Genomic DNA, 25,604 nt, shown 5'->3' with positions numbered 1-25,604 from the left:
GTTACGATTATTCTCTCAACACCACCTATCGCGATCTCTCACTATTGTCGGTGTCGCAATAACCGCTGTTTCCGCTACAGGTATAACATTCTGTCTGACCTTGTTGAAGATGCTGATCAGCTAGCGCTGCTATCTCTTCTGATCTAGATATCGTTTCAAATAGGAACTAAATAGTACTGAACGTTTCATAGACATTAAAAAAGGGCACTGTATATGCCCTTTTCTCATCTAAATAGCTTTGATTATGCACTGATAAAGGTGGTTTCTAATATCGCGACAGATTGATCAAAGACTTTTTGTAGCGAGCTCAGATCTAAACTTTTAATTGAACCTTCTTTCGCATTTTTTTCAAATTCAGAGCAAATATGATGAAGTTGCATTAGCCCCATGGTTCCAGCTGCACCTTTTAAGGTATGCGCTTGTTTAGCCACTTCAGATAAATTCTTATCATCAATAGCCTGATGTAGTTTTGATAACGTTAAGCTCGATGATTCTCCAAATAAGTGAATAAGCTGCTTCACTTGCGCTTCGCCCAATACTTGAAGATCACTGCCTAATACGGACTCTTTTAATAGTGGAATCGTATTCTCTGTTGGCTTCACTTCCACGCTCTCTTCTCCAATACCTTTTTCGATAATCACGCGTTTCTCACCTTTTAAGATACTGCTCATTGTATCAATCAACTGCTTTTCAACTAACGGTTTAGGTAAGAATCCTGCAAAACCAGCATTTAAATATAACTCCACTTCTTCACGAAAAACATGAGCAGAAAACGCAACCATCGGCGTCGGCTCTTCCCATGCTTCATGGCTATTATCTTCTAAGCGGCGTAAACGACTGAGTAACTGAACACCGTCAGTATCAGGTAAGTTAATATCTAATAACGCGATATCAAAACGTTGTTTTTTGTATATTTCTTCAGCTTCAGCACCATCAGCAGCCGTGACAACAGTATGGCCTAAACGAGTTAAGAAACCTTCAGCAACCATACTGTTTACTGGGTTATCTTCTACCAGCAAAATATGAGCAGAACGCATAATCACTCTTTTATCATCGGTTTCTAAATTCCCTTCGCCATGCTCAAGAGGCAATGCAAACCAAAAACAACTCCCTTCACCAACTACTGATTCTAAACCAATTTCACCATCCATTGCCGCTACAATGTGTTTGCTAATTGCTAAGCCTAGACCTGTACCTTCAATGGATTTTCGTCCTGCTTCTGCTTGCTGGAAAGCACTAAATAAAAGGTTTTGCTCTTCTTCATCAATACCAATACCCGTATCTTTTACAGAAAACAGCAATTCATCTGGCATGTCGGGATGAGGCTCTACAAAAATTGAAACTTTGCCCGTATCTGTAAACTTAATCGCATTACCTACGAGATTTACTAGCACTTGACGTATGCGACTCTCGTCACCAAACCATATTCCTTCAACTTGTGGTGAAATATGGCACTCAAGACCAATACGTTTTGCAAACGCTCGCCCTTCTAACATATTAGACACATCAGTAACCATCCGAACAACGGAAAAGTTACTTGGCCTTATATCTAAATGCCCAGCTTCAATTTTCGAGTAATCAAGAATGTCATTTAAAATATCAAGTAAGGTTTCACCACTGCGGTTTATCACATCGAGATAGCGTTTCTGTTGTGATGTTAATTGTGTATCTGCTAATAACGATGCAGTACCTAAGACACCATTCATTGGTGTTCGGATCTCATGGCTCATAGTTGCAAGAAATGAAGACTTCGCGCGGTTTGCTTTTTCGGCTTCATCGCGCGCTTTATAATGATTATAAACTTCTTCATTTAAGCGACTGTTTATTTTCTCAAGCTCGCCAGTACGTTTTGCAACTAATCGTTCAAGGCTAGCTTTATGCTCTTGTAATTCTTGCCGAGCTTTTGACTCTGCTTGCGCCAAACGATATCGCTCATTAGCGGTGTCACGAGCCACTAAAATAGCTCGCCCCATTTGCGCTAATTCATCATCCCCTTTGACGTTAATTCTGACCCCTAAATCGCCTCGGGTTAAAGCTGATAACGCACGGCTATATTCGTTAATACGGCAAATCACCCTTGCATAAACAAATCGCCACATAATGAGTACTAACGCCAATAAACCAATTGCAGAGATCACTATTAACGTATTTCGGGCAAGTGTTAAAGTATGATCAACACGTTTAACCGCTTGCTGAGTATTCACATTAGCAACATCAATAATGTCATCAACGGTATTATTTAACTGCTGGAATAACACCAAATTTTGTTGATCAAGGCGCTCGACATCTTGCTTTGCATAAATTAGTTGCTCAATAACCCCAAACAACAAACGGCCACGATTAAGCTGAGTAGTTAGCTCAACTAATTGTTCTGAACGGCTAGGATCTTCTACGGATTTAACTCGCTGACTCATGATACCTACCGCGTCGTTATAGCGTTTTTTAAGCGCCACGAGAGATTTAATATCAACAATACGACTAGAATCATCCAGCATATTGATCACTTGTAACGATAAAAATCGCAGTTCAAATAAACGTTCAGATAAGTCCATATCCACTTCAACGAGACTATCTAATGCTTTATAGACAGCAGATTTATTTCCATCTGCAACTAAATCATAGATGCGAGACACGTTAGCCACTGCAATGGTATTGGCATTTGAAACCTGAGATTGAGATAAATTATCAATTTGATGGGTGGCTTTCGTCATCTCTGTTGTTAGCTTATCTAACTGACTTTGAAGATCGATCTGACGCCCTACTAGTAAACCTAATAATGCTAAATTATCAACAATGCGCTTTACATCTTCTTCTAATTTCACCATTAACGGTTGATCAAAAGAAAATTGTTCAAGTGAATGCAAGCTTCGATTTAATGCTTCAATATGAATGGTTAACGCACGCCCTTGTCGCATACGTTCAGATTCTGCTTTAGATTTTGCCAATACTTGTGCATTAAAAATAATACGAGAACTTAAATCTGATAACTGACGCGCTTCTGCTAATGCAGGCACGGCAGAATTAATTACCGTACGCTCAGTTTTAGCCACTAATGAAAAACCTGCGACACCAATCATTACTGCAATAATCATCAAGCTAGCCATTGCTGAAAAGGCTATTAACAATTTCGTTCCGATACCTTTTAGGGTAAACGTCATAAATAATCTCTACATCAAAATGTTTGCAACCCATATATACCAAAGTGACTTCAAGCATTTAATGCCGCGTGTTGTCACTCAATTGAACATCTCAAGGTTACTTAGGTATATAATATCGTATATCTGTCGTTGCTCAGTATGCTCGCTATTTCACAAGAGAAAATAAAGCGCTACTATTTTGCCAGCGATATGACTTTAAACCTAAAATAATGTTGGTATAAATGCGCATTTTTTGTTTTGTTTTGTTTTTACTTTCCATCCAAACAGCTTCTGCACAAGAAGTGATCTCCTATCAACCTCCTTTTCAGGCAGATAAAAAAGCAACTGAAGTCCAATATAATTTTTTAACTTCCGTTACTAAGCCATGGAAGATCTGTGCAGTTTACCCGCATTTAAAAGATTCATATTGGTTATCGATCAATTATGGAATGGTTAAACAAGCAAAAAAATTAGGCATTACATTAAAAGTGATGGAAGCTGGCGGTTATCCCAATTTAGATAAGCAAACATTGCAGCTACAAAAATGCCATCAATGGGGTGCAGATGCGATTATTCTAGGCACTGTAGATGACGAAGCCTATAACGGAATACTCTCTAAACTTATTGGTAATACGCCTGTATTTTTAATGACGAACAATATTGATTTTACCGATCCTGATATTCGCCAACATGTGAAAGCCAAAGTAGGCGTAAATTGGTATGACATGGGTAAAGTTGCAGGTGAATACCTGGCTAAACGTCACCCGAAAGGTTCAGGTGTGGTAAAAGTCGCTTGGCTACCAGGCCCTCAACTCCAAGGTGGTACCAAACCTGTATCTCGTGGTTTTAAAGACGCGATTAAAAACAGCGATGTAGAAATTGTGACAACCTTATGGGCCGATAACAGTAAAGAATTACAACGAAATTTGATTCAGCAAATCCTCGCATCGAAAGAAGATATTAACTACATTGTTGGTGGCGCTGTGGCGGCAGAAGTAGCAATAAGTGAGTTACGTACTCACGATATTCACAACATAAAAATTGTATCAACTTACCTCAGTCATGGTGTTTATCGAGGCTTAAGACGTCATCGCATATTATTTGCCCCTACCGATAAAATGGCGGAACAAGCCATGCTATCTATCGACCAAGCTGTTCGTTATCTTGAACATAAGCCAGTCGTACTCGATATTGCACCTTCAATTGTCAATCTCACACCAGAATATTTACCTAAAAAAGTGATTGCAGAGTCGTTATCACCCGCTGAGTTCCGCCCTTCTTTTTATGTTAAAGACCACCATGTAAAACAATAATGCTTTGTCCTGCGTCCTAGGTTCTTTGACGCAGGATATTTTGTTCTCAAATATAATATTTGTATCACCGCTAAGAATTAGATTATTGTGTTTTACTCATTTATAAGGTTCTGATATCTATTTATTTCATCATTACGATCAGAACATCTTAGCAAGGAAATATGATGCACAGAACAACCCGCACAATGGCATCCTCTAAACATATCGCCCTCGTTGCACACGATAACTGTAAAGTTGATCTACTTCGTTGGGTTAAAGAACATAAAGATAAACTGGCATCTCACGAGCTATACGCTACAGGTACAACAGGACACCTCTTATCAAAAGAAATAGGTTTACCGATCACTTGCTTAATCAGTGGTCCAATGGGAGGAGACCAACAATTAGGCGCACTGATTTCTGAAGGAAAAATCGATATGATGATTTTCTTTTGGGACCCACTCAATTCCGTTCCTCATGACCCAGATGTAAAAGCGTTACTCCGTATTTCAGCAGTATGGAATATCCCTGTTGCGACTAACCGTGCTAGCGCAAACTTCATGATCACCTCACCGCTTCTCGATCAAGAAGTCAGTATTGAAGTTCCTGATTACGATGCTTACCTAGCAGAGCGTATCAATTAATCCTTGGTTACTTTTAGCCTTTTGCCTTCATCGTAAAAGGCTCAATTAGCCTCACCTTTGCGAGAAAGTAACAATTAATTGAAATCCCTTCCGTTTTGGCACAATTGCTTCAACTAAATGACGAAAATACATGTAATGCGTTATATTGTTAAATAGATTATATGTAGTAGAGGAAGTTGCCAATGCAAGCGTGGATGTTAAAACAGCCAAATGGAATAAGCGCACTATCTCTCGAAGAAACCGATAAGCCTACTCCTAGCGCAGACGAAATTTGCATAAAAGTCGCGGCTGTAGGGTTAAACCCCATGGATTACAAATTAACAGAATGGGGTTACGCAACATGGAATTATCCTCAGATAATCGGATTAGATGTTGCGGGAACGGTTGAAAGTATAGGCGAGAATGTAAAACAATTTTCAATCGGTGACAGGGTCATCTTCTTTGCCGATCCTCGAACTGCAGGTGGATTTGCCGAATATGCCTGCATCAAAGCCTCTGCCGCAAGTCGTATTCCTATTACCTTATCTTTCACTGACGCCGCCGCTTTACCCTGTGCTGGATATAGTGCATGGATAGCCGTTCACGACAAATTACAAGTCCAGAAAGGCCAACGTATTGCTATTACAGGAGCCGGTGGCGGAGTCGGTGGATTTGCAGCGCAACTTGCAAAAAAAGCAGGGGCGACAGTTTATGCGATTGCTGAACGTCAACACCACCAACGCTTATTAAGCTATGGACTTGATGCAGTACTCTCGCCAGAGCAAAATATTGCCCTCGAGATAATCAATCTAACTGAAGATCAAATGCTGCATGGTGTCATCGACTGTGTCTCTGCACGTTCCGGTAGCCTTATGAGCGCGCTAATCCGTTATAACGGACATATTGTGATGGTCGCCGATCAGTTTACTCAAGTGCCGCTATTAGCGACGACTAAAGCATTAAGTATCCATGAAGTGGCTTTACATGGCACCTATGCCCACGGAGCACCAGAACATATTGCTCATCTTGCAGATATTGGTAATAAACTCAGTGAACTTGTTGCTGACGGTGAGCTTAAAAGTATGGTAGAAAAAATCGTCCCTTTTCCCAAACTTCCTGACGCACTCACTAATATTCAAAATAAAAAACATAGCGGTAAAGTGATTGTGTATGTTAATCCCTAACTAAGCTTTCAAATAGAACAAAAACGAAGGACTCATATGAGTCCTTTTTTATGACGACAACTCATCAATACTCGCCACTTCATACCTTCATAAAAGATATAAATACGCATGACACCTTTCGTTTTATATTTTTATATGGATTTATTCGTTTAAAAAATATGAGCCATTTAACAAAACAAATACATTTTATTTTCATTTAATGCTCGAACGCTCACTTTTAATGTTTCTTTGTTTTCGAAATGTCGAATATTGTAGAAGATATGCCGTGCTCCCAGACAATAACATTCGATGTGAATAATAAGGATAATTAAAATGACAATAACGAAAGCCCCCTCACTACTCGGCGAATGTATCGCTGAATTTATCGGTACAGGCTTGTTAATCTTTTTTGGTGTCGGCTGTGTCGCCGCTTTAGTATTAACAGGCGCTGACTTTGGTCAATGGGAAGTCAGTATTATCTGGGGATTAGGTGTCACTATAGCCATATATTGTACTGCAGGCGTGTCTGGCGCTCACATTAACCCAGCCGTTACTATTGCTCTTGCTGCATTTCACGGTTTTGATAAAAAGAAAGTCGCACCTTACATTATTAGTCAACTTCTTGGTGCTTTCTGCTCTGCTGCGCTTATCTATGCCCTATATAGCAACCTCTTTACCCAATATGAAATTACCCATCAATTTGTACGAAGCAGTAATGAAGCATTGGCAACCGCAGGGATCTTCTCGACTTACCCACATGCCAGTCTGTCATTTTTCGGCGCATTTGCTGTCGAGTTTGTGATCACAGCAGTATTGATGTTCGCCATCTTAGCCCTTGGTGATGAAAATAATGGCGCATCCCGTGGTGCTTTAAATCCATTACTTATCGGAATTTTAATTGCCGTAATTGGTAGCTCTTTAGGTCCATTAACAGGTTTTGCTATGAATCCAGCGCGTGATTTTGGCCCTAAGTTGTTCGCCTATTTCGCCGGTTGGGATAAAGCACTGACAGGTGGCCTTGATATTCCTTACTTTATTGTGCCGATTTTAGCTCCCATTGCTGGCGCCTGTTTTGGTGGCTGGTTATACCCTAAAGTTGTTGCAGCGCATCTGCCTCAACAAGGACAAGGTTGTACAATTCCAAATCAATGTGACAAAAACACAGAAGAAGAAGCTCGCACGCAAGCTTAACCTCTACTACCTAGTATAATTATAATAGTTTGAAACAAAGGACAAAAACATGAACGATCCAAAATACATCGTAGCGTTAGACCAAGGCACAACAAGCTCTCGTGCAGTTATTCTTGACCACGATGCCAATATCGTAAGTGTCGCACAAAGAGAATTTACCCAAATTTATCCTCAAGCGGGTTGGGTTGAACATGATCCACTAGAGATCTATGCCACCCAAAGTTCAACCTTAGTCGAAGTATTAGGCCAGTCAGGTATTCGTAGCGATCAAATTGCAGCGATCGGTATTACAAACCAACGTGAAACTACTATTGTTTGGAATAAAGAAACAGGTAAGCCAGTTTATAACGCCATTGTATGGCAGTGTCGTCGTACCGCAGAGATCTGTGAAGAATTAAAACAACGTGGATTAGAAGAATATGTACGCGAGAATACAGGTCTTGTCCTTGACCCTTATTTCTCTGGTACCAAAGTAAAATGGATTTTAGATAATGTTGATGGCGCGCGAGAAGATGCTGAGGCTGGTAAATTACTGTTTGGTACTGTTGATACTTGGCTAGTATGGAAAATGACTCAAGGCCGCGTTCACGTAACAGATTACACCAACGCCTCTCGTACCATGTTATTTAATATCAATACCCTTGAGTGGGATCAAAAGCTGCTCGATGAGTTAGGTATTCCTGCCTCTATGATGCCAGAAGTAAAACGCTCATCGGAAGTCTACGGTAAAACCAATATTGGTGGTAAAGGCGGCACACGTATTCCAATTGCGGGTATTGCCGGAGATCAACAAGCCGCTCTCTACGGTCAGATGTGTGTTGAGCCAGGGCAAGCTAAAAACACCTACGGAACGGGCTGTTTCTTGTTAATGAATACAGGACAAGAAAAAGTATCATCAACTCATGGTCTACTCACTACATTAGCCTGTGGCCCATCAGGTGAAGCATCCTACGCACTTGAAGGTGCTGTATTTATGGGGGGCGCATCCATTCAATGGCTACGTGATGAAATGAAACTATTAGCTGATGCCAAAGACTCCGAGTACTTTGCCACTAAGGTTGATACTTCAAACGGTGTTTATGTCGTACCGGCCTTTACGGGGTTAGGTGCGCCATATTGGGATGCTTACGCACGCGGCACAATTGTTGGCTTAACCCGAGGTGTGAACTCAAACCATATTATTCGTGCGACGCTTGAAAGTATTGCTTATCAAACCCGTGATGTTATTGACGCCATGAAAGCGGATTCAGGTATTCAGCTTGCCACATTGAAAGTTGACGGTGGCGCCGTAGCCAATAACTTCCTAATGCAATTCCAGTCTGATGTATTAGATACCGAAGTTCAGCGCCCAGAAGTCACCGAAGTCACTGCATTAGGTGCCGCTTATCTTGCAGGCTTAGCTGTCGGATTCTGGAGTAATATTGATGAGCTTAAAGATAAAGCCGTAATTAACCGCACTTTCAGTCCCCACGCTTGTGATGATAAGCGTGAGCGACGCTATAAAGGTTGGAAACGCGCAGTTAAATGCGCGCAAACATGGGCAGAAATGCATGATTGCGAAGATTAATTATTCATAAAACGAATAAAAGAGAAAAAGAGCGTTCTTTGTAACGCTCTTTTTTATTTGAATACAGATAAGAGAATTGAATCACTTCTATGGAAAGGAAAATTAAAGCACAATAGATAGCATTATATTTAAATGTATATCTGGCAATGCCAAGTAAGACAGGGAAATTTTTAGTGAAACAAATACCAAGACACCAAGAAATTATAGAGTTGGTGAAAAAACAAGGCTATGTCAGTACAGAAGAGTTAGTCGAACGTTTTAACGTCAGCCCTCAAACGATTCGCCGCGATCTGAACGAACTCGCCGACGCTAATAAAATTCGTCGCTATCACGGTGGAGCTACGACGCCACTTAGCTCTGAAAATACCTCTTACATTACCCGTAAATCACTTAATTTCAGCGAGAAAGACTTAATCGCTGCAAGTCTTGTTAAACATATCCCTGATGGTGCATCGCTGTTTATTGATATCGGCACTACACCTGAAGCTGTCGCACGTGCGTTGTGTGTCCAACACAAACAACTACGTGTTGTAACCAACAACTTAAATGCTGCCACGATTTTGTTATCAAACCCAGAAATTAAAGTGATTCTCGCCGGCGGTGAAGTTCGTGATCATGATGGCGGTATCATTGGAGAAGCCACGCTCGATTTCATCCAACAATTTCGCTTAGATTTCGGCATCTTAGGCATAAGTGGTATCGATAATGACGGCTCGTTACTTGATTTTGATTATCATGAAGTGCGCGTAAAGCAAGCCATTATTGAAAATAGCCGCCGAGTATTTCTTGCTGTGGATCACTCTAAATTTGGACGTAATGCGATGGTCAAACTGGGCTGTATTTCGCAAGTGGATGCACTCTTTACCGATCAGCAACCACCTGAAAATATTCTTTCAATTATTAATGAACATCAATTACAAATTGAGGTGGTTTCAGAGCATGACCATAATGAGTAAAACATGCTAACAATCGCAAAACTCATTCAATATAAAAGCGCATTTTTTTATACAAATCACATAAACGAGCAAAAACGAACAACAAACGAAAACAATAAATGATCACAAACGAAACTTAAGTTATGCTTACATTATGCTCTCTTATGTTCGTTTGCTCATTTTTTAAGGTCGTTTTATGGATATCACTAAAAACAATAGCGCAACCCCTCTTCTCGATATCATCGTCATCGGTGGCGGTATTAATGGTGCTGGTATTGCAGCAGATGCGGCTGGTCGAGGCTTAAATGTTGCTTTATACGAAGCAAATGATTTTGCCTCTGCCACATCATCTGCAAGTTCAAAGCTCATCCATGGTGGTCTACGCTACCTTGAACATTATGAATTTCGCCTTGTTTCCGAAGCACTCGCTGAACGTGAGGTGCTCTTAAAAAAAGCGCCTCATGTTGCCGAGCCGATGCGATTCCGCCTTCCTCACCGTCCTTTTTTACGCCCAGCTTGGATGATCCGCAGTGGTCTATTTCTTTATGATAATTTAGGCAAACGAACCACCTTACCTGCGAGTAAAAAAATTAATCTGGCACAATCTGGTTTACTTAAACCAGAAATGAAAGTGGGGTTTGAGTACTCTGATTGCTGGGTTGATGACGCGCGTTTAGTGCTATTAAACATTATGGCTATTGAAGAAAATGGCGGCGAGGTTGCTAACTACTGCAAAGTTGAAAGCGCGGTACGAGAAGGGGATATTTGGCGCGTTACCATGGTTGATCAACGTACAGGTGAGCGCTTTGAGCGACGAACCAAAGCGCTTGTTAATGCGGCAGGACCTTGGGTTAAACAATTTTTTGATAACGGTTTAGAAACGCCATCGCCTCGTAACATTCGTTTGATCAAGGGCTCTCACATTGTCGTACCAAAAATTCATAATGAAGAGCAAGCCTATATTCTTCAGAACAAAGATAACCGAATTGTTTTTGTCATTCCCTATCTTGACGACTTTTCAATCATTGGCACTACTGATCTGGAATACAAAGGCGATCCTCGTCATGTCGCGATTGATGAGACTGAAATCGACTACCTCATTGATATTGTAAACCAACACTTTGTTGATCAACTCGACCGAGAAGATGTGGTGTGGACGTTTAGTGGCGTTCGCCCGCTATGTGATGATGAATCAAATTCACCACAAGCAATCACACGTGATTACACATTAGAACTTGAGCAAGAACTCGACCAAGCACCTTTGCTTTCAATTTTTGGTGGCAAATTGACGACCTACAGAAAGCTGTCAGAATCGGCGATGAAACACCTAGAACCTTTCTTCCCACAAATGGGCAAATCATGGACAGCCAATCAATCCCTACCAGGTGGAAACTTTAGCTGTTCACGAAAACAACTTGCTGAAAGCTTACAAAACCGTTACCCATGGCTAAGTGATAAACAAGCACTTCGTTATGTAAAACAATTTGGAAGTTACTGCTTTAAGATGCTGGCAGACGTAACTTGTATTGACGATATGGGCATTCAATTTGCTGATGGCGTTTACCAAAAAGAAATTGATTATGTTATTGCACATGAACATGTGAAAACGGTCGAAGACTTCTTATGGCGCCGAACTAAATTAGGGTTATATCTAACCGATGAGCAGCAATTACAGGTCAAAGAGTATATCGATGCCAATGCTCCATCAAACAATATCGTGAGTTTTCATAAAGTCGGCTAATAACGATAAAAGCCATAACTTACTTTTATAGAAATAAAAAAACCGACCTTTAATAGGTCGGTTTTTTAACAATTACATAATTACTTAATGCGTTTAATCTTATTATTTACAGGGTACTTATCTTCAATTAACTCATTGATAAAAGAAGATGTATTATGTGAACCAGCACATACCCATACATGTTTACGCGCACGTGTTAACGCCACATAAAACAAACGGCGCTCTTCAGCATCAGTATAGTTTTCAGTACGTGGTTGCAACACAGCAGCTAAACCTGTTTCACGATCTGGAGATGGGAAAATACCTTTGTTAACATCAACAATAAAGACATAATCAGCTTCACGCCCTTTACTCGCGTGGCATGTCATGTATTTCAAGTTTAGTTGTGGCCACTGTGCTTTCCAGTCCTCAAACTTAGCTGGTTTCTGCTTATTATTACGACCCAAGATCATCACGCTCGTTTCTTTATTATCATAAAGTTTGGCTACACGGGTTAAATCTTGCAGCATTAAATCACTATCAAGCAAGGTAACCGCTTTCTTATTTTGTTTCGTAAAGCTGGTTAACTGCTTTTTAATTTGGCTTGGGTTTTGTTGAATAAATAAGTTTGCCACTTCACCAATCATGCTATTAAAGCGATACGTTGTTGATAGCTCAGTGATATGAGATGAACCAAAACGCCCTTCAAAGTCAGTCGTTAGGTTAACATCAGCCCCCGCAAAGCGGTAAATAGCCTGCCAATCATCCCCAACGGCAAACAAGGTTGGTGTCGACTTACCTTCTATTTTCTGGCCGCATAATGCTTCAATTAGCGCTAAACGTTGTGGCGAAATATCTTGGTACTCATCCACCATAATAAAGCGCCAAGGTGACACAAACTTACCTTCTTTAACATATTGAGTTGCCACATCAATCATGCTGTTAAAGTCGATTTGTTTCTTTGATTTTAAGTACTGCTGATAAGCTTGATAGCAAGGCCACAATAACTCTAATTCGCTCTTCATACGTGGGCGCATCGCTGGGTTATTGTTATTTTGAATTTCTTCTATTAGCGCTTCTTTCGACAATGTCGATTGACCTAATAATTCAATATGGCGCCAAACCCAAGCTTGCAATTGCTCATTTTCAGCCTGCTGTTCCATCGTGTTTTCTTTGCTAAAACCCGGAACTCGCCATTGCGTAAGGTGACGTTGCCATTTGCTCGCTGACGCTGATTTATTCCATTGTTCAATCAACATACGGGCAATCCATGCTGAACGAACACGTGCATCAATAGCGATACCGGCGACATTAGGCTTTTCTTTTTCTACTTCTGCGATGATTTGCGAACCTAAGCTATGGAAGGTAGCAACTTTCACGCGATCGCTGACTTTCTCCCCCATACGCTCCGACATTTCTTCTGCCGCTTTTCGGCCAAATGCCAGCATCAAAATATCTTCAGGTACGGCTTGCTGACTCGCAATTAAGTAGCCTGCACGAGCCACCAAAACACTGGTTTTACCCGTACCTGCACCGGCAAGTACTAAGTTATGATCTTGGTTGATTAACGCCGCTTCTCGTTGAGAGTCATTTAATGGTGAACGCTCAAAACTATCAAACCATGATCCCCATTTTTCAGATTGCTGCTTAATCCAAGTCTTATTGTGTTCTTCAACCCAATCTTGATGTTCTTCTAGCCAAGGCGAAATTTTTTCAAAGCTACGAGGACGGAATGATGCCGCTAACTCTGGTGTTAAATCTGTATCAGCAAGCGATTGATGAAGGAAAGTATGTAACGATTCATGCTCAGAGCCACGTAAATAGCCCGGTTGTGATGAAAATTTGCCAATACGCTGTAAGATTTCAGGTAAAACAGCGTCTAATTTATCAACGCGATTTCTTGCCCAATCTTGATACGTGCGGATAAGAAAAGCGGCAAACGGCTTACATTCGCTCCAAGGCAAACCATGAATAGTCCAGCAATATTGCTGATCAGAAGAAGTTAGCTCTAACGCTCCCCATAACACACCACGATGTATTTCAATTGAGCCATCCCAATCGTCAAACGAGATCACTTCTGAGCCAACTTGGCTATCTAAAACCAATGCATTGTCATCTAAAGCGATACTGTAATAATCACCCTGCACTAACCATTGTGCTAACCAACTGGCACTTAATTGCATTATCTCACCAACTTTTCCATATTCTTATATGGGCGTAATATTGAACATAGCCGCTTAAAAAAACATGCAGCTAAAATAGAAAAGGTCCAATCACCCTATGATCGGATGTCTACCCAAGTTTCTTGGGTTTATATCGCTATAGAGTACCAATAACTCCTGTTATGCCATAGCGTTCTAAGATTTATTTACTTATTAATTCCACTAGCAGAACAAACAAATGTATTTTTGGATTCAGCTTCAATAGTAAAGTTCAACCAATGAACAAAACTTGCTCGTTTTTATCAAACGAACGTTCTTTCATGAGATGTCGATGCAGTATCTATCACCAAATTCTGTTATCGTTAAGCCGATTTCTAAGCTACATAACCCAATAATTTAAGTCTTTATAGAACTTCCATTGGATCAAATTTACGGCAAGGTTATTCTAGCCGTTCGCTGTAATTATTTATCAGAAGATTGTTAATATCTATATGCAAACTAACAAGTTACATCTAAATTTTCGCCGTTACTGGGTGAACGATAGAATAAACTACTCAATTCGTGTTCTCATTGCGTTAGTTGGCGTCGTACTCCCTTGCTGGTATTACAATTCTAATAGCGAGGTGACACCGTTAGTACTAGGGGTTATTGCTGCTGCGCTAGCTGAAACTGATGACAATTTTCTCGGTAGAATTAAAGCGCTTTCGCTCACTTTACTTTGTTTTTTAATTGCATCTGTTTCGATTGAAGTCCTATTCCCTTATCCTCTCTTTTTTGCATTAGGACTGTTCACGTCAACATTTTGTTTCATCATGTTAGGTGCAATGGGATCACGCTACGCAAGTATTGCATTTGCTTCATTATTGCTGGCGGTTTACACCATGCTAGGTGCTGATCATAGTGTCGATTTATGGTCCCAGCCGATGTTGTTACTAGGCGGTGCATTTTGGTATGGCTGTTTATCCTTAGCATGGCACATCCTTTGGCCTAACCAACCCGTACAACGCAGCCTTGCTAATGTGTTTAGCGAGTTTGCCGATTATTTAGATCATAAAAGCCAACTCTTTGAACCTGTTGCCGACTTAGTGCCGCAACCTCTTCGATTAAAAGCTGCAAGCCAAAACGCACGAGTCGTTAACGCGCTAAATTCAGCAAAAGCCACCCTGTTACATCGAGCAAGACGCGGACAACCCAACACGACAGGCGATAGATTCTTAACGATTTATTTTATGGCACAAGATATTCATGAACGTGCCAGTTCTTCGCATTATCGTTACCAAGATTTAGCAGCCAACTTTAACCGTAGTGATGTGCTATTTCGTTTCCAACGTTTATTACGTTCTCAAGCCGTTGCTTGCCGTGATATTTCAACTGCATTAGCAATGGGGAAATCGTACACCCACGATGAAAAAAGCATGAAAGCCTTAAATGAACTGCAAGATTCATTACAGTACCTTCATAGCCAAAATAAACCAGAATGGAACATGTTGTTAATCCAACTCGATTTCCTATTCAACAACCTCGCCACGGTTGAACGTCAGTTAATGAACATCAATAACCCTGATGCAAGCTATAACGAAGACAGTGACGAAATTCAGTTATCAGATAACGAAGCGCATGGCTTTAAAGAATTAGGTAAACGTATCAGCGCCCAGTTCAATACCGACTCCATACTTTTTCGTCATGCGATACGTATGGCCATAGCCTTAACAGTGGGCTACGGCTGTATTCAAGCACTCGATCTGCAACGGGGTTATTGGATATTACTGACCACCCTTTTTGTCTGTCAGCCAAACTACAGTGCGACTCGCCAAAAACTACGCCAACGTGTTATTGGCACTTTGGCAGGTATCTTCGCAGGTATTCCGCTGCTTTATTTATTCCCAGGACAAGAAGGTCAACTGGTATTGATGGTTGCTGCAGGCGTGCTTTTCTTTGCCTTTAGAATGGTGAAATACGGCTGGGCAACGGCATTTATTACCTTACTCGTCTTATTCTGTTTTAACCAATTAGGTGAAGGGTATGCTGTTATTCTGCCGCGTTTAGGCGATACCTTAATTGGCTGTTTATTAGCCGTTTTAGCCGTTACCTTTATTTTGCCAGATTGGGAATCTAAGCGATTACACAAATCGATGTCAGGCGCTATCAATGCCAATAAAGATTACTTAGCACAAATTATTGGTCAGTACCGAATCGGTAAAAAAGACAGTTTAAGCTACCGTATTGCCCGTCGTGACGCTCACAATACTGATGCCCATTTAAATACGGCGATCAGTAATATGTTAGCAGAGCCTGAGCGTTACCAAATTGATGCTAATGAAAGTTTCCGATTCTTAACCTTAAACCATGCCATGCTCAGTTATATCTCGGCATTAGGTGCACACCGAACACAGCTCGATGACGATAAAACCCATCAGTTAGTGTCTGAAGCGCACCGTATTATTCATGCTCACTTAGAATGTTTAGCGGCACAACTGACAGGTAACACATGTCAAAAGGCACCCGCATTAGATCTCGATTTGGATCAGCGTTTAGGACAATGGCGTGATGAAGACTGCACCTCGGTACGTATGGTGTTACAGCAACTTCACTTGATCCACCGTATGCTCCCTGAAATGCACAAACTGGCGGAGCAGCTAGCACCTAAAGAGAAAAAACAAGAAGTGCCTGCGTAGTATTTAATATTGTGAAAAACACAAAAAGGACTGAGTGGAAACATTCAGTCCTTTTTTAATGTTTACTATTTATTCAACTCTCAAGCCAGCGTTAACGTTTGTACACATGCTTAATAAGAAGCCCTATAGGCACTAAATTCAATTTAGTGTTGTTGAGGAAACAAAAGGCTTAACACTAAAAATAAAAGTATTGTCTCAAGAGACAAGGTCAACAGAGAAAATAATCAATATATTAAAAAAGGGAACCTGATTTCTCAGGTTCCCTTTCGGTGTTGCGTTACCGCAAGCTATCTATTTTTTAGCAAGTGATCTTACTCAGTTGCTTGCTCTGCCGCTGATTCTGCTGGTGCATCTTTAGCGTGAGCTTGTAGATATTTAAGTAATACACGCTCTTCGTTCTTATCAAGTGTGTAGTACTGTTGCATTGCTTTTAGGCCATCAACCCATGCGTTTGCAGTTAGGTGTTTTGGTTCTGGCGTTGCGTGACACTGGTTACAGCTTGCATCTAGGATTTCTTTACCGTAACCCCAAATAGGCTTGATGCTTGCAAGCATATCACGTTGTGTCATCCACGCTTCAACTTGTACTTGCTGCCATACTTGACCATCAGTCGCTGTTTGTGTGTTCAACACTTTCTGTGTTTTTTGTAGTTCAGGATCAATAGACGCGGTTTGGATTTGTTTCGCCATATCTTGAACTAACATACCAGTTGTTGAACCTTTGATTTCCCAACCGGTTAGTTCAACTTTTAGCATGTCACCGCTTTGGCCAACAACTTTCACTTCTGATGCTGGGTACAATTGACCTTGTGCATCATCAGAAGCTGCATCTTTCACAAACAACTGCTTAGATGTTAGAGAGTAAAGTGTTGTCGCTTCAGGCGCTTTCGCTGCATTAATGCTTAATTGCTTAAACGTTGCTTGGAAATCGTTGTTGATATGTGGCAACTGGTGAGCAATACCTTTGTGACACTCGATACAGTTCATATCTTTCGCTGCAGCGCCTGTCATTGCAGCCGCTGCTGCTGGTGATTGCTTAGCATGATCCATCGCAGTGTAAGAGTGACAGCTCTTACACGTCGCTGAATTGGTCTCTTTCATCATCTTCCAAACATTCTGTGCCATGCGTAGACGATTTTCTTCGAATTTCTTCGGTGTATCGATATCTTTACTAATGAACTCACTATAGATATCACCAATACCGCCCAATTTCGCCTTCATGAAAGCAATTGGGTTATTTTCAGGAATATGACAATCACGACACTGTGCACGAACACCATAAGCGTTCTTGAAGTGAATGCTTGTTTTATATTCGTTGTAGTTTTCCTTCATCGAGTGACAAGCAGTACAAAACTCGTTAGTAGAAGTGAATTCAATCGATTTGTGGAAAGTAAATACGCCTGCAAGTGTAATTAATACACAAACAACAGCAATTGCTAAAACGGAATAGCGACTGCTTGGCTTTATAAGAAAGTGCCAGAGCTTCTTCATTGATGTTCCAAAATGAATTAAACGTCAAAATGACGTTAAAAGAAAATGTTACGTACAAAAATAGCAGTCGAATATGAATACGGCAATGCGAGTTATTAATAAAAAATAAATTTTTATTAATATAATTCATTACGTTGATTTTGTGATTGATTATTAACCTAAATTATTTAGAGCTCTAAATGTTTTTTATCTGTCAATAGTCTTTTACTATTTGTAACACAATCAAGAATTATTGAAACAAAATCACATTTATCTATTAATAATCAACTAATTATCAGGTTAATGCTTGTCACAATTATTATTATACCATCTTAACAAGGTCGCTATTGATAATGATTTTCAATTAATCTTTGCTTAATGCGCTAAATATTCTAGGATTTATATCGACCATTAAACATATTAAACTTAGGTGATCTTTTTTGAAAACTTACTTTCCATTTGGCCCTATAATATATTTCTCATTTCCGTGTAGCCTATCAAGAATTATTAAAAAAATAGGCATCAATACCGAATAAATATTGGGCGCATATTTTGCCTTAATTTTTTATAACTCGGACTGTCTTCGGAATATAATCATGACCCTATCACGTCGAAACTTTTTAAAAGGTTCGGTAGCAACCGCAATTGCTGCCAACGGACTCACACTTTTTCCTGCAGGCAAGGTATTTGCGGCTGACACGCAAGTTATTCCATCTGCATCTCACTATGGTCCTTTTAAAGCGGTTGTTAAAGAAGGTAAGTTAATTGGCGTTCAACCACTGAACGACGTTGACCCATTCCCAACAGAAATGTTGACTAAAGGTGTGTTAAGCCGTACTTATTCTGACACACGTATTAAATACCCTATGGTGCGTAAGTCTCTGCTTGAAGATCCATTAGGCAATCACAATCCGCATTTACGTGGTAAAGAACCGTTTGTTCGTGTTGATTGGGACACGGCAATTGCCCTAGCGGCTTTCTGTATTGCGCGTACAATCGAAAATCACGGTAATGAAGCGGTATTCAGTTCTTCTTACGGTGGTTGGTCTCACAGTGGCCTTAACCGTCCACAAACCCTACAAGGCCGTTTCTTTAACCTTATTGGCGGTCAAAGTATCTGTGCGGGTGACTACTCAGCTGGTGCATCTGAAGTTATTCTTCCTCACGTTATTGGTGATATGGAAGTGTACTCACCACAAACCGCGTGGAAAATCATAGAAGATAATACAGAAGCTGTTCTATTCATTGGTTGTGATCCTTGGAAAACAAACCGTGTTGAATTCCGTGTTGCAGACCACTCAATGCAAAAGCACTGGGAAGCGTTTAAAGAGAAAGGCATTAAGTTTATCTCTATTAACCCTCAGAAAACCCAAACGGACAAAGCTCTTGACAGTGAAATGATCAATATCCGTCCTAACACGGATACTGCGCTATTTACTGCGATGTCTTACCACCTATGTAAAACAGGTAAGAACGATCAAGCTTATTTAGATAAGTACACTGTAGGTTTTGATAAGTACCTTGATTACCTAATGGGTAAAGAAGACGGTATTGAGAAAACACCAGAGTGGGCAGAAAAGATCACTGGTCTTCCTGCCGCTAAAATCGTTGAAATTGCAGAGCTTTGTGTAACTAAACGTACTCAAATCGCAGCGGGTTGGGCACTACAACGTGCTGATCACGGTGAAATGATCCACTGGTCTATCATCAACTTTGCTGCGATTGCAGGTAAGATTGGTAAGCCGGGTGAAGGGACAGGCTTTAGCTGGCACTATGGTAACGGTGGTATGCCAACGTCTGGTAAGCGTATGCCTATCGGTCTATCTCAAGGTCGTAACCCAATCACTAAAACATGTCCGGTTGTTATGATTTCAGATATGTTGAAAAACCCAGGTAAAGCCTACACCCGTGATGGCGCGAACCTAACGTTACCAAAAGCGAAATTGATCTATAACGCAGGTAACAACCTTCTTTCGCACCAGCAAGATACTAATGAGTTAATCCAAGCGCTTAACGAGAATATTGACACCATTATCTGTCAAGACCCTTGGTGGTGTGCAACGGCGAAATACTCAGATATCGTGCTCCCAACAACAACAACACTAGAGCGTGACGACATCACTTCTGGTGGTACTTACAGCAACAACAAAATTTATGCGATGCGTAAAGTGGTTGAGCCTGTAGGTGAAAGCCTAGACGATTACGAAATCTTCTCTCGTCTTGCCTTCATGTTTAACGTACATAAAGAGTTTACTGACGGTAAAACCATGTACCAACACATTAGAGCCTCTTACGAAGCTTCTGATGCGACAGATGACTTCAAAACATTCTGGCAAAACGGCATTACTCACCTATCAACACCTGCTGATGCTAACAGCTTTGTTCGTCATGGTGATTTCTACGCCGATCCTGAGAAAAACCCACTTCATACGCCAAGTGGTAAGATCGAACTTTACAGTGAAACACTTGCGAAGTTTAAAGCCTTTGAGTGTCCACCCATGCCACAATGGATGCCCCCATTTGAATGGTTAGGTAATGCGAAGAAAGATCAGGTTCACGTACTAAGCCCACACCCATGGATGCGTCTACACTCACAAATGGCTAACGCTGATGTGAATAGCTACGAGTCTGTTGATGGTCGTCAGATTGTGCTTATCAACAAAGATGATGCGGCAGCACGTGGCGTGAAAGATGGCGATGTGATTGAAGTGTACAACGACCGTGGTGCGCTACTTGCGGGTGCACGCATTACTGATGAAGCAATGCCAGGTGTTATTTACATTCACGAAGGTGCATGGCTACAGCTTGATGAGAAAGGCCGTTGTAACTCCGGCTCTATCAACATGCTAACCAGCAGTAAAACAAGTAGTGGTTTAGCACAGGCAACCAGTGCTAATACCTGTTTGGCTTACTTCAAGAAATGTACTGATGTACTAACACCAAACAAAGCGTATGAGCCACCGCAAATTGTTAAGTCTAAATTCCAAGTGGATATTTGGTCACTACAATTAGGTAAGCGCTTAAAAGCGGTTGCAGCAGAGCAAGGTCCACAGCAATCACCGGGTGAGAAACTGTTCTACGGTAGCTGTACTCTATGTCACGCAGCACCACACCCAAGTGACTTCACTTACAAGCAGTGGAAAGGTATTACAACAAGTATGTTCCCACGCGCAGGTCTAAACGATAAAGACCGTAAGCTTGTACTTGATTTCTTAAAAGAGAATGCAAAAAAAGAGTGATTGAACCCATTCACTTTAAACGCTGAAATATTTTCGGTGACAAGATAATAAAAACAAAACGCAGCCAACTTGGCTGCGTTTTTCTTTATCTCTAACGCACCACTGATGCGTTAAGATTCGTGAGCGTTAATGTTCTTTTTGCGCTTTAATTTTTGCACCATCAAATACACACTTGGCACGACAAATAATGGATCAACAATACCTAGTGCCATACCAGCGATAATAATGATCCCCAGTGAGCCCATCGCATTAGCTCCCGGCCCTGATTCCCACAATAATGGTAACGAGCCTAATATCATTGTCAGTGAAGTCATTAATATTGGACGCAAACGGGTTTTGGTCGCTTTGAGGATCGCTTCTCGCGGTGCTAACCCTTCGGCTTGTAATTCATTAGCAAACTCAGTGATTAATATACCGTGCTTACAAATCAAACCTATCAGTGTCACTAAGCCTATTTGTGAATACACATTTAAGGTGAAATCACTAAAATACAACGCCCATAGCGCCACTGATAATGTAATGGGGAGTGATAGCATGACCACTAACGCATCGACGACACTCTCAAATTGCGCACTCAATACCATATAGATGAAGATTAATGCAGCGATAAATACAAACAGCATTTGTTGGTTTGCATCAAGGTACTGTTTGGCTTCGTCCACATAGGTGTAATTAGCATTCGTGGGTAAAATATCTGGCAGCATACGGTTTAAGGCAGCAATGCCCTCGCCCATGCTGACACCATCAGCCAATCGAATAGCCAGTGAGGCAGAGGTCGCCCTGTCATATTGCTCAAGTGAGCGTGGCCCTACTTCATTCTCTATACTAATCAACGCAGACATCGGCACTAATTGCCCTTTCTTATTAGCAATCATCAGCTGTTTTAATGAATCAGGCGTCAGAGTAAACAAGGATTCCAACTGTACATGCAGCGGATAATTGGTTCCTTGATAGCTCATATCATTACTGAAACTCTTACCACTCATTGCCAACTTGAGGATTTGCTGAATATTGCGGAGCGGCACATCATATTGTGAAGCTAATACGCGATTAATATTAATCTTAAATTGGTTCTGATCGAATTTAAGATTACTACGCGCATTAGAAAATAACGGTGACTGTTGGATTTTATAAGTCACTTCGGTCAGCTCTTTTGCCAGCACTTGCTCATCAACACTACTACTGACATTGATATCGATACCGCCACTGTTACCACGACGGCCACCACCTGTTTCAATTGCAGGAATAACGCCGGTATAAACACGGTTGCCACCTGCTTTTAATCGCGCATTGATCATTTCACTGATTTTCTGTGCTGATAAATCACGTTCTTGCCACGGTTTTAAGGTCACAAAACCACGAATAAAATCAGTACTAGCAAGAATCGCAACATGCGCAATATCAGGAATATGCTTAAGCTGCGTATTCATGTTATCGATCATTTTTTGCTGACTGGTGTCGTCGCTACTTCCCACCAAGGGCTGAAATAAAAATATTTGCCCTGAATCCTCATCTGGTAGCATTTCTGATGGCGTTTGGGTAAATGGCCAATAGCTACTAGCCAAAACAACGACCATCACTAATAAGGTCGTTTTTCGCCAATCAATGGTGACTGATAACATTCGATGATAAGCATTAGATAAGCGATCTAATTGTTTATTCACTCCATTTTCAAAACGCCCTGCAGGTTTATGATTCATCATTTTGCTGCACATCATGGGTGATAATGTCAGCGCTACAATACCAGAAATAATCACCGTTCCCGCTAAAGTAAAAGCGAACTGCTGGAACAATTGTCCAGTAATCCCATCGACTAAACCTACCGGTATATAAACCGCAGCTAGGGTTAAGGTTGTTGCAATAATAGCGAAACCGATTTGGCGACAAGCAATGGCTGTTGCCTTAAATACGGAATCATGGAAACGTAATTGACGGTGGACATTTTCGACCACTACGATAGCGTCGTCCACCACCAGCCCTACCGCCAATAGCATCGCAAGGAGTGTCAAAGAGTTAATGCTAAAACCTGCCAATTTAAGAATGATGAACGAACAGGATAAACAGACAGGAATAGTCACAATTGGAATCAAGGCAATACGCAAATTACCAAGGAATAACCAGATAACACCCGCAACCAGTATTACCGCTAGACCGATCGCAATATACACATCTTCTAGTGCGGTAATAATAAAGGTCGATTTATCCAGCAAGACTTTCGCTTGCATGCCGCTTGGTAAGGTCATTGAATCTAACAAGCCGTGAACTTGTTCAGAGAGTACCAGTGGGTTTGCCGTTGCGGTGTACTGAGGATTTAACACAAACAGCATGGCATTTTTCTTCGAGAAATCCACCAGCGGTTTCACTTCACGTTGGCTGCTTGGTGTACCAATCGTGATATCTGCCACTTGATCTAATCGAATAGGTTGCTGCTGATAAGTCGCAATAATGGTCTTTTTAATATCATCAAGACTTGAAATCGCCCCAGTTGAGACCAACTGATACTGGCTTTCTGTACCGGATGTTTTTCCGCTGATCGCTGTAATGCTGTTTACGTCAGTGATTTTGTTAATCACATTATTCAGCGTCAAACCATAGTAATACACTTTATCGGGATTTAGGGTGATCAACACTGATTGACTAGAGCTTGGCGCTACACTTACCGCGCCTGCGGCAGGTAATTGTTCTAACTGTGGTAATAGCGTATCAATACCATACTGGTGAAATTCATATTCCGCTTGATGGGGGCCAGGTGTTAAACCAATCAACATCGCAGGCATTCCCTGATCGTCTGATTTGGTCACTTTCGGCGAAATATCATCAGGTAACTTGTTTTCAATATTACCAATATCATTATGAATTTCACTGACTAAGGTATCGATTTCACTGTCATCAACACTCGATGCGACATCGATAATGATATTGCCTCGCCCTTGACGTGCAGTCGCTGATAAATGGCTGATTCCCTCTGTACCAGCAATAGCATTTTGAATCGGGATCAACACTTCAGTCATCATATTTTGTGCCGCTAACGCACTATCATGGACGGTCACTTGAATTTTGGATTGGCTAATTTGTGGGGTATAGCGCCAAGGCAACTTTTGACAAAAAATCAGACCAATGAATACAGGGATCAACCACAATACAGTACATAACACCGGACGGCGTAAACACAGCTCCGTTAATTTCATTTTTTACCTGCCGTTACTGACTGTAATGATGATTGTGTCGTTGGCTGTTGCGCGGACGTGACTTCCACTTTTTGGTCAGTTCGTAGGTAGTTTTGTCCATTAATCACTAATTGATCTCCTACCGCTAACCCAGACAGAATCTGTACATAACCGTCGTAGTACTGACCGACTTTAACATCGCGTAATCTGGCTTTATTGTTCACAACAATAAATACCTGTGCGCCTTGAATATTGGTGATAAGTGATGAGGTGGGAATCGTAACTTGCTGAAGTAATTGTCGTGTTTGCTGAACAACTTTCACGTTTTGCCCTGGTGAAAACTGTTTCGCGTCAGGTAACTGCGCTTTTAAAGTCACAAGGCCCATTGCAATATTTGGAGACACGTAACTTACCGTGCCGTGAGCATATTTAGAAGGTGTAAGCTCTGAATAAACCGTCACTGTTTGATCAAGACGGTAATCTTGTTTTTGTGCTGCTGGCAGTTGATATTCAATCGACAATTGATCTGGGGTGTATAAGGTTGCAAGGGTATTACCCACAGTTACCACGTCGCCAACATGAAAATCAGTTTGACTGATCACACCATCAAATGGCGCTTTGATTGCCAACTCTGTAAGTTGAGATTCATCTTGCTCTAGTTGCGCTAAGGCCTGTTTATAATCACTTTCGCTGTCATCATAAGTACTTCGCGCAACGACACCTTTGTTCACTAACTCTTTTTGTCGTAGCCATGTTTGTTTAGTGGCGTTAAGTTGTGCCTGATCTCGTGCAACTTTTGCTTTAGCCGACGAAGGATCAAACTGCACTAATAGCTGGCCTTTCTTAACTGCTTCCCCAGCCTTGAAGTAGATAGCGGTTATTTGACTCGTCTCTAAACTTTTTAGCGCAACCGAATTATGGCTTTTCACTACCCCATAGCCCATGACCTGCTCCGTCAACGTGCGAGCTGTTACGGGCTGGGTCTCTACTTGAACGACCTTCGATGAATGCTGTTTATGAGGAGAAGAGTCGGACAGGATCTCTTGGTTACAACCAATAAGCATAATACTTACAGCAGCGAAGACTATGACTGGAATGTATTTATGTTTCATTATCATCTACTTATCTGGAAATTAAACAATATAAGCAAGGCGCTTATCTTAATTGCCAGCACCTCTAAACATACCTATAAAGAATTATATATTAACAAGGATATTTGTGAGGGTAAGTCAGAGCTATGTTGCTTTACAGTTATTTACATTCA

Annotated in this window: 14 protein-coding genes; 9 read left to right on the top strand and 5 right to left on the bottom strand. The window is 41.1% G+C overall.

Annotated features, from left to right (window positions below):
- Nucleotides 1-242: 242 nt before the first annotated feature.
- On the bottom strand, nucleotides 243-3,158 hold the full coding sequence (gene torS, locus C9J40_RS04815; RefSeq protein ID WP_107245960.1) for a TMAO reductase system sensor histidine kinase/response regulator TorS: 2,916 nt from the start codon (nucleotides 3,156-3,158) through the stop codon (nucleotides 243-245).
- A 221-nt stretch (nucleotides 3,159-3,379) separates the two neighbouring features.
- Here torS and torT point away from each other — a divergent pair, with 221 nt between their 5' ends.
- The 7 genes from torT (at nucleotide 3,380) to glpD (ending at nucleotide 11,649) form a co-directional block, all read left to right on the top strand.
- A complete protein-coding gene (gene torT / locus C9J40_RS04810) occupies nucleotides 3,380-4,450 on the top strand; it encodes a TMAO reductase system periplasmic protein TorT (RefSeq protein ID WP_107206247.1) in 1,071 nt (356 codons plus the stop codon).
- Between the two features lie 164 nt (nucleotides 4,451-4,614).
- Nucleotides 4,615-5,073 carry a methylglyoxal synthase gene (locus tag C9J40_RS04805; protein WP_107206246.1) on the top strand — a complete coding sequence of 153 codons (459 nt, stop codon included), beginning with the start codon at nucleotides 4,615-4,617 and terminating at the stop codon, nucleotides 5,071-5,073.
- Between the two features lie 182 nt (nucleotides 5,074-5,255).
- Nucleotides 5,256-6,236 carry a zinc-binding dehydrogenase gene (locus C9J40_RS04800; RefSeq protein WP_107206245.1) on the top strand — a complete coding sequence of 327 codons (981 nt, stop codon included), beginning with the start codon at nucleotides 5,256-5,258 and terminating at the stop codon, nucleotides 6,234-6,236.
- 312 nt (nucleotides 6,237-6,548) lie between these two features.
- Nucleotides 6,549-7,406 (top strand): MIP/aquaporin family protein, encoded by an 858-nt coding sequence (locus C9J40_RS04795; protein ID WP_107245958.1) that lies wholly within the window; start codon nucleotides 6,549-6,551, stop codon nucleotides 7,404-7,406.
- A 49-nt stretch (nucleotides 7,407-7,455) separates the two neighbouring features.
- On the top strand, nucleotides 7,456-8,973 hold the full coding sequence (gene glpK / locus C9J40_RS04790; RefSeq protein WP_107206243.1) for a glycerol kinase GlpK: 1,518 nt from the start codon (nucleotides 7,456-7,458) through the stop codon (nucleotides 8,971-8,973).
- A gap of 173 nt (nucleotides 8,974-9,146) precedes the next feature.
- The gene (locus tag C9J40_RS04785; protein WP_107206242.1) at nucleotides 9,147-9,929 is read left to right on the top strand and encodes a DeoR/GlpR family transcriptional regulator; all 783 of its coding nucleotides are present in this window, start codon (nucleotides 9,147-9,149) and stop codon (nucleotides 9,927-9,929) included.
- A 175-nt stretch (nucleotides 9,930-10,104) separates the two neighbouring features.
- Entirely contained in the window at nucleotides 10,105-11,649 is a 1,545-nt protein-coding gene (gene glpD, locus C9J40_RS04780) for a glycerol-3-phosphate dehydrogenase (RefSeq protein WP_107206241.1), read from the top strand.
- A gap of 80 nt (nucleotides 11,650-11,729) precedes the next feature.
- Here the strand turns inward: glpD and helD are convergent, their stop codons facing one another.
- On the bottom strand, nucleotides 11,730-13,811 hold the full coding sequence (helD, locus tag C9J40_RS04775) for a DNA helicase IV (RefSeq protein ID WP_107245957.1): 2,082 nt from the start codon (nucleotides 13,809-13,811) through the stop codon (nucleotides 11,730-11,732).
- Between the two features lie 470 nt (nucleotides 13,812-14,281).
- Between helD and yccS the strand changes: the two genes are divergently transcribed.
- Complete coding sequence (gene yccS, locus C9J40_RS04770; protein WP_107245955.1) at nucleotides 14,282-16,465, top strand: YccS family putative transporter; 2,184 nt, start codon at nucleotides 14,282-14,284, stop codon at nucleotides 16,463-16,465.
- A gap of 311 nt (nucleotides 16,466-16,776) precedes the next feature.
- Here the strand turns inward: yccS and torC are convergent, their stop codons facing one another.
- Nucleotides 16,777-17,955, bottom strand: a complete 1,179-nt coding sequence (torC, locus tag C9J40_RS04765) for a pentaheme c-type cytochrome TorC (RefSeq protein WP_107245953.1) — start codon at nucleotides 17,953-17,955, stop codon at nucleotides 16,777-16,779.
- A gap of 575 nt (nucleotides 17,956-18,530) precedes the next feature.
- Between torC and C9J40_RS04760 the strand changes: the two genes are divergently transcribed.
- Nucleotides 18,531-21,173, top strand: a complete 2,643-nt coding sequence (locus C9J40_RS04760) for a molybdopterin-dependent oxidoreductase (protein ID WP_107206237.1) — start codon at nucleotides 18,531-18,533, stop codon at nucleotides 21,171-21,173.
- Nucleotides 21,174-21,283: 110 nt separating this feature from the next.
- Here C9J40_RS04760 and C9J40_RS04755 read toward each other — a convergent pair whose 3' ends face one another.
- Nucleotides 21,284-24,361 carry an efflux RND transporter permease subunit gene (locus C9J40_RS04755; protein ID WP_107206236.1) on the bottom strand — a complete coding sequence of 1,026 codons (3,078 nt, stop codon included), beginning with the start codon at nucleotides 24,359-24,361 and terminating at the stop codon, nucleotides 21,284-21,286.
- Entirely contained in the window at nucleotides 24,358-25,452 is a 1,095-nt protein-coding gene (locus tag C9J40_RS04750; protein WP_107245952.1) for an efflux RND transporter periplasmic adaptor subunit, read from the bottom strand. Before C9J40_RS04750 ends, C9J40_RS04755 begins: the two co-directional genes overlap by 4 nt.
- Between the last annotated feature and the right edge of the window lie 152 nt (nucleotides 25,453-25,604).

The sequence above is a fragment of the Photobacterium sp. GB-72 genome, assembly GCF_003026095.1.
Lineage (GTDB): Bacteria > Pseudomonadota > Gammaproteobacteria > Enterobacterales > Vibrionaceae > Photobacterium.
This window is presented reverse-complemented; position numbering and strand designations above follow the sequence as displayed.